This window comes from uncultured Tyzzerella sp. (assembly GCF_963558545.1).
GTDB lineage: Bacteria > Bacillota > Clostridia > Lachnospirales > CAG-274 > Tyzzerella.
On sequence record NZ_CAUWHO010000065.1, the window covers coordinates 1 to 8,209 of the forward strand.

The 8,209-nt window shown below is 27.1% G+C and carries 5 protein-coding genes; 2 read left to right on the forward strand and 3 right to left on the reverse strand.

Features of this window, described 5'->3' with window-relative positions; genetic code table 11:
• Positions 1–155: 155 nt before the first annotated feature.
• Positions 156–3,008: a leucine-rich repeat protein gene (locus tag R5Z65_RS08950; protein WP_317368645.1), complete on the reverse strand. Its 2,853-nt coding sequence runs from the start codon at positions 3,006–3,008 to the stop codon at positions 156–158.
• A gap of 283 nt (positions 3,009–3,291) precedes the next feature.
• A complete protein-coding gene (locus R5Z65_RS08955; RefSeq protein WP_317368646.1) occupies positions 3,292–3,525 on the reverse strand; it encodes a FeoA family protein in 234 nt (77 codons plus the stop codon).
• 150 nt (positions 3,526–3,675) lie between these two features.
• Between R5Z65_RS08955 and R5Z65_RS08960 the strand changes: the two genes are divergently transcribed.
• Positions 3,676–4,032: a metal-dependent transcriptional regulator gene (locus R5Z65_RS08960; RefSeq protein ID WP_317368647.1), complete on the forward strand. Its 357-nt coding sequence runs from the start codon at positions 3,676–3,678 to the stop codon at positions 4,030–4,032.
• Positions 4,022–4,903 (forward strand): polysaccharide deacetylase family protein, encoded by an 882-nt coding sequence (locus R5Z65_RS08965; RefSeq protein ID WP_317368648.1) that lies wholly within the window; start codon positions 4,022–4,024, stop codon positions 4,901–4,903. The genes R5Z65_RS08960 and R5Z65_RS08965 overlap by 11 nt, the downstream gene beginning before the upstream one ends.
• 38 nt (positions 4,904–4,941) lie before the next feature.
• Here R5Z65_RS08965 and R5Z65_RS08970 read toward each other — a convergent pair whose 3' ends face one another.
• On the reverse strand, positions 4,942–8,070 hold the full coding sequence (locus R5Z65_RS08970; RefSeq protein ID WP_317368649.1) for an alpha-mannosidase: 3,129 nt from the start codon (positions 8,068–8,070) through the stop codon (positions 4,942–4,944).
• Between the last annotated feature and the right edge of the window lie 139 nt (positions 8,071–8,209).

Sequence of the window (8,209 nt, forward strand, 5' to 3'; positions counted from 1 at the left end):
ATATATTTTATAATACTGTATAAATCATTTATGTATATAAATGTATATAATTTTATAATATAATTGTATATATAATATTTCAATACATTTTATAAAAAAATTAAATATATATTTTGTATATAATAAAAAAGCATAGCTTAAGCTATGCTTTTTTATTATTCTTCATTATAATCAAGTTCTTCATGTGATCTTTGTTGTTTTTTGATAACATATACAGAAAGTAAAATTATAAGAGCTAATAATAATACTAAAAGTAATGATATACCCATATTAGAGTTTTCAGAGAAACCGAATGCAGGTTTTTCAACTTCTACGTTTTCATTTTCAATAGAATTGTTTACTTCATTAATAGTATTTTCTACTCTAGCAATAGCATTCTCTAATTGATTAACATTTGCTGCTTCAATATTATCTAAACCAGCTTCTGCAAATACTCTAGTAACACCGCTAGATATTCCATCTGCATTAATAGCATTAGTAATATTATCTATATTTAAAATACCATTATTTGTAGTTTCACCTGTAGCATTAGATTCATTTCTGTCTGCATCTAATCCTTGTTCTAAACTATCAGATTCTTCATTTGTATCTGGAGTATCTGGAGTATCTGGAGTTTGTGGAACTGTTGGATTTAATGGATTTACTATTTCTGGAGTTATATTAGCTCCACCACTATTACCTTCTACTATTCCTCCATTATTTCCTTCTGTTGTACCTTCTGTTGTACCTTCTACTATTCCTCCATTATTTCCTTCTGTTGTACTCTCTTCTGTACCTTCTGTTGTTCCTTGTCCAATACCATTTTTAGAAGTAATAGCAGGAACTAAAACAGTAGTTTTATCAACTCTGTATGGGAATGAAATAATTTCATTACTAGTATCTGCTGTAGATGTTTCTAACTTCCAACCTTCAAAATTTTGCATTTTCTGGTCATAATTAACTAAACCATTAAATTCTACAAAATCTGTTGAATGGAGATCAAATTCGTCAAATGAATCCAATTTATAAAGTAATTTTTGATTATTGTCTTTTATTTCTAACTTTATTTTATAATATTTTAAGTTAGATTTTGTAATATGCCAATTTTCATTGTTGTTATCAGTTGGATCTTCACCTTCGTATCTAGGAATATATACAGTAGTTTCAGGTGAAAATAAATTACTACCTGTAATTTTAATATTCCCTCTAAATCTAAGCATAGACAATTCTGGGTTGTTTCTAAATGTATCAGATCCACTTATAGTTGTTAATTCTGGTAAATTAACTGATTTTATTTTTCCTATTTTATAATTTAAAAATGTTTTATCTCCATTTATAGTTGTTAACTTTGGTAAACTAATATTAGATAATTCTTGACATCTAGCAAATGTATAGTCACCATTTATAGTTGTTAATTCTGGTAAATCATTTTCTGCTATAGTTACTAAATCTCTACATTGATTAAATGTATCAGACCCATTTATAGTTGTTAATTTTGGTAAAGATACTTTATTCAGGTCTGAAAGCCCCATAAATGTTTTATCTCCATTTATAGTTTGTAACTCAGGTAAATTAACTATTTCTACAAATCCAGAATATGCAAATGTTTCATTACCTTCTACTTTTTCTAATTTTGGTAATATTAATCCTCTTAAACTTTTATCATTTCTATTTATACCTGTTATTTTAAAACATTGAGCAAATGTTTTGTTACCTGTTATAGTTTGTAATGATTCCATACTAACTACTTCTAAAGAAGTACATTTAGAAAATACAGGACCATCCATAGTTGTTAATGCATTCATACTAACTGCTTTTAAAGTACTTTTACTTGAATTAAATAATTCTTCAGGAATACTTGTTAATGAATCCATACTAACTACTTCTAATTTACTTAATCCGTTAAATACATTAGCATCTACAGTTGTTACTGAGTCAAGATTAACTGTTTTTAAGTTTGGAGCATATTTAAATAAATCTACTGGTAAAACTTCTAATTTAGGAAGGTAAACTTCTGCTAATTTAGGATCTGAAACTCCATAGTTACCAAATGTGAAATTTCCATTTATAGTTGTTAATTCTGGCATTTGAACCATTTTTAAATTTTCACATTTATCAAATGTAGAATTACCATTTATAGTTTTTAATTTTGGAAAATCAACTTCTTGTAAACTTGTACAACCTAAAAATGTATAACCATCATTTATAGTTGTTAACTCTGGTAAATATACTTGTGCCAATTTTTGACAATTAGCAAATATATGTTTTCCACTTAATTCTGTTAAACTATCAAATCTAGCAGATTCTAATTTTAAACATCTTCCAAATGCTTCAGTACCTACACTTGTAACTTTTGGGAAATCTACACTTACTAAATCCTGCGCATCAAGAAATGCGATGTTTGAAATTTCTGTAACATTAGGTGCAGTTACAGTTACTACACTAGATTCTCTAAATGCCGAATTACCTATTTTAGTATTACCTAATATTGTAACATTTTTTAAACCTTTAACTCCATAAAATGCCCCAATACCAATTTCTTTTACTTCTACATCATTAATATGACTTGGTATAGTTAAATCGGCAGGTGCATTGTTACGGTCTTTTAAATACTTTATAGTTCCAGTATTCTTATCAAATTCAAATATTTTAGAAGCCTCATCTTCAACGCTCCCTTGAGCTAGTAAATCTACACCAGTTTTTAAAACTTCAACATTTTCATCTAAAAGAGGTAAAGTAGCTATTCCATTTTCTATACCTACTTGCTCTTCAGATTGAACATTTTCACTTTCTTCAACTTGATCTTGTGTTTCTTGTGTTGTTTCTTCTGTTGTTTCTTCAACAGTTGTCTCATCTGTTGTTTCTTCTATTATTTCCCCAACTGTTGTTTCTTCAACAGATATCTCTTCTTCACTACCTCCTTCTTTTTCAGTTGCTGATAAATTTTCAGCAGCTTTTACATTTGTTGGGATTGATGTAACCCCTAAAATAGCACTTAATCCCAATGCCAAAATCCTATTTTTCTTCATACCTTCTCCTCCTAAATAAATAATTTATAAAACCAATGTTGTAAAATTATATAATGTCATCTACAGTATTAAAAATAATTCTGTCAAGTACATTATATCCTATTATTTTAGTATTGTCTATAATTTTTTATAAATTTTTCCAATTTATTTTTGAGTTAATAAATAAGTAAAAAAAAATACACCTAAATGAAAATTATACAGTCCAAAATTTTCAAATAGATGTAAAATAATAAATTTTATTATAATAATAAATTGTAGTATAAAATTTTAAAATAGTTTGAATTTATATGATTTCTACTAGTATATTTTTTGTAACATCTTCTCTAAGGGCTATCATAGTACCTTTTACAAAATATGCTACTGGTTCTTTTAAGGGGCTTTTTAACACACATTTTACAATGCTCCCATCTACAAACCCTAGTTCTTGTAATCTTCTTTTTATATTTTCTTCTAAAAATATTTTTCTTATATAACAGCTTTTTCCAAGTTGTAAATTATTTAACATTATTTTATTCATAATAACTCCCCTTTTTAATATATTTAGTCTAAGGAAACTTTTATATATTATATTTTAAAAATTTTTAAGTGTTACAAAAAAGGAGCTGATTTTATTTTTAAAACACAAAAAGCATATGATTTAGAACGAAAAAATACTATAACCTTTACAATGGAAGATTATATCGAAATGATTTATAGAATAAATAAAGAAAATATTAAAATAACAGAGCTTGCAAGTTTATTAAATATTAAAGCATCGTCTGTATCTAAAATGGTAGAAAAATTAAAAGATTTAAACTTAATAGAAAAAGAAAAATATGGTGAAATAAATTTAACTAATAGTGGAGAAGATTTAGGTAAATATCTTTTAAAAAGGCATAATACACTATGTAAATTTTTTAATAAAATAAATAGTAAAGATAATTTATATTTAGTAGAACAAATAGAACATTTTTTTGATAAAGAAACAATAAATAATATAGAAAATTTTTTAGAAAATATGGAGGTAAAAAATATTGAATATTAAATTATACAAAAATAAAATATTAACTATCCTATTGTTTATAATATTGTTTTTAAGCCTTATTTTTTCTTTTAACTATCTTTATAATAATACTACGCCTTGTTACAACGATAATTCTAACAACGGTATAAAATTACCTATTATTATGTACCACCATATATGTAAATTAGATAGTAGATTAAACGATTTTACTATCAAACCAGAGCAATTTGAAAAAGATATGCTATATTTAAAAGAAAAAGGGTATGAAACTATAAGTGTTAAACAACTTTTAGATTATGTAAATAATAACACCCCTTTACCAGAAAAACCTATTATGATAACTTTTGATGATGGACACGAAAGTTTCTATGAGTACATATATCCTATGCTAAAACAGTATAATCTAAAGGCAGTTTTATCAGTTGTTGGTTCTTATACAGATACTTATAGCGAAAATGAAGACCATAACATAAATTACTCTTATCTAACTTGGAAACAAATAAACGAAATGTCAGATAGTGGGCTTGTAGAAATAGGAAATCACACTTACGATTTACATACTATGGATAAAGGGCGTAATGGTTGTAGTAAAAAGTCTGGAGAAAGCCTAGAACAATACAAAAACTTTTTAACTAAAGACGTATTAAAATTACAAGATAAAATATTAAATTACACAGGGCGAGATTTAAAAATATTTACATATCCTTTTGGTAGATTTAGTAAAGAAACTAAGGAAATAATAAAAGATTTAGATTTTTCTGTTATTTTTAATTGTTCTCAAGTAGTAAATGTAATAGATAAAAATAATTCAGATATAGTTTATAATCTAGGTAGATTTAATCGCCCTAATGGTATAAGCACAGAGCAATTTTTCAAAAAAATAATAGAATAAAATACACTTTTAAGTGTATTTTACTCTATTATTAATTATTATTTTAGTTTAATCTTAAATGTTTTAATTTCATAAGGTTTAATTTCAAATGTAAAGTCTTTACCATTTGTCATTATTTCTTGTATATTATTTTCCATAAGGTCACATTCATAAGCTTTTTCAATATCTTTAAATAGGCTTAATTTAACATTTGTTCTCTTATTATGATATTCATACATTCTTATTATTAAATCTTGGCTATCTTCTGCTTTTTTAATAACTTCTATCATAACATTTTCTTTATTTACATTTGCAAAGCTAAGCTCTTTATCTAAACTACCACTATGAGCATCTTCTACAATAGTAACTAATGGGTTGTTTAAGTTATATGCCTGCATAGCTGTATTAGCTTCTTTCCAATCTCCCATATGTGGGTAAATAGAATAAGTGTAATAATGTACTTCTTTATCAGCATCTGGGTTAGGGTCACAAGTAGATTTTATAAGAGTTAGCCTCATATCACCCTCTATAATATCGTGTCCATATTTAGATTCGTTTAACATAGAAACACCAAATCCTTCTTCAGATAAGTCTGCCCACTTATGCCCGCAAACTTCAAATCTAGCTATGTCCCAAGTTGTATTATTATGTGTAGGTCTTTTTACATTACCGTATTGTATTTCATAAGTAGCCTCATTTGTATTAATATCAATAGGGAAACATACTTTTAATAATACGTCTTTTTCTTTCCAGTCAACAATATTTTCAAAATCTACTCTTTCAATATTTTTATAAATATGCATATATTGAGTAATAGTAGATGTTAAAAATTGTCTTACTATTTTTAATGTAGCTCTAACAGGACCATTCTCTACAACTTCTGCACATTGTAAATCATCTACTAGCCACATTTTTTCTTTATAGAAAATATCAATATCCCAGTTGTCAAAACACATAGGTTTATCTTCAAAAGCTTGTAACTCATTACCTAATCTACCATTTTTTAATAACTGTCTATTAGATTTTTTGTGTACAAAAGATGTAATGTTTGCTTTTTCATCAAGGCTAATTTTAAAGAAATCATTTTCTATGTTAGATATTGTGCAAACTAATGTATCTTTAGAGCATTCTTCATCTACAAGCTTAAATGCTTTATACCCATTAGCTGGAACGTCTTTAGCAAAGAAAATTACCTTATTATCTCTTGTTATTTGACAATCAATTTTATTGTTGTTTTCATCTAATACAGATATATTTTTAAATCCTTCTGGTATATCAAATGTAGCAATATCACTTCTTGTAAAGCCTAACGTATTATTTACTACAACGCTCTTAGCATCTAAGTTAATTTTAGAGGCAAGACTTTTAATATTATTTTGTAAAATATTGTTACCTTTATCTAAAAGCTCTTTATATTCTACTTCTGTAACATCGTATACTTCTTTTATAGAAGAACCTGGTATAATATCGTGGAATTGGTTTAATAATATAGTTTCCCAAGAGCTATTTATTTCTTGTTGTGGATATTCTTCACCAAAAAGCATATTTAAAGAGCTTAATTTTTCTAAAGATGTATAAAGGTTTTCACATTTTCTATTATCTCTTTTATTTCTTGCCATAGAAGTATAAGTACCTCTATGATATTCAAGATAAAGCTCTCCACTCCACTTTTTAAGTTTTTTACTATCTTTTACTTTATTTTCTAATCTTTTAAAATAATCTAAAGATGTACCCATTTTTACTTTTGGAGCACCAGGTATACCTTTTGCAAATCTTCTTGCATTTTCAAGCATTTCTAAGGTAGCTCCACCACCACCATCTCCCCAACCAAAAGATATTAATACGTCATCATTAATATTTTTGTTTTGGTATCTTCTCCAAGCACCCATAACAGCATCTGCTTGTATATGCCCATTGTAAGTAGTGTTAAATGATGTTTTAGGCTCGCCAGGATTTGTAGCAGTAATAAAATGAGTAAATATTTCTGTCCCATCAATACCTTTCCACATAAATGTATCATTAGGTATTTTGTTAAATTGGTTCCAAGAAATTTTTGTAGTCATAAAGTAGTTGATACCAGATTTTTTAAGGATTTGAGGTAATGCTGCAGAATAACCAAAAACGTCTGGTAACCATAAAATTTCATTATCTACATTAAATTCTTCTTTAAAAAATCTTTTACCGTGTAAAATTTGTCTTACTAAAGATTCGCCAGAAGTAACATTACAATCTGCTTCAAGCCACATAGCCCCTTCTGTTTCCCAAACACCCTCTTTAACTTTTTCTTTAACTCTTTCATACACTTTTGGGTGGTCTTCTTTTAAAAATTTATATAATTGAGGTTGAGAAGACATAAACACATATTCTGGATATTCTTCCATAAGCTTTAACACAGTAGAAAAACTTCTTGCTACTTTTTCTCTTGTTTGAGCAACAGTCCAAAGCCAAGCAACGTCTATATGTGTATGTCCTACACAAGTAGCTATACAGTCTTCGTGTCCACAAAGCTCTCCATAAAACTTTTCATTTAAAAATTCATTAGCTTTTTTAACACTTTCATTGTATAATTCACTTTTTGGTTGTCTAAGGTCTACTAAATTACAAGCCTCTGTTAAAACTGTAATCATATCTATTCTTCTCTTATCGTTTTCATCTAGCTCTTTACATACATCAGCTGGCACTTTCATATTAAAGTATAACTCTCTAGATGCCATATCTATAACAACAAGTTTTCCGTGCAATGTAGCTAGTTTATCTGCTAGCATACCTGCATAAGCGTGTAAATCTATTTCATATTTAGTTCCTGCAACGGCATTATGAGAAAGGATAACCTCTTTATGGTTCATATCTAGCCCTTGTATATGCTCCCCGTTTACATACAATATAAATTGTGGGTTAGTAGCGTCCCAACCCTCATTAAATGTATGAAAATTTAAAGCAATAGTTTTTCCCTCAAATTCTTTAGGAACTTCTACGCTACATTTAAACCAACCGTGTTTATCTCTACCACCCCATAAATCGCCTGTTTTAAACTCTCTAAATTCGTTTTCATCAACAGTTTTAATATTATCTATATTATGGTAGTTGCCATCAATATATTTGTAATCTTTTAAAGGTATCTCTTGGCTATAAACATTTTTAGCAATATGCTCACAAGTTTTATTAATTCTTTCTAGTAAATAGTACATAGTTTTTCTCCTTTGCCTTAATATCTTTATAACATATTTAAAAGATATATAATAAAATGGGTATTAAATTATAAATTGTATTATAGTTAAATAAACATTGTCATTTTTAAGTTTGTATAAAATATTTTATAGGTTATAT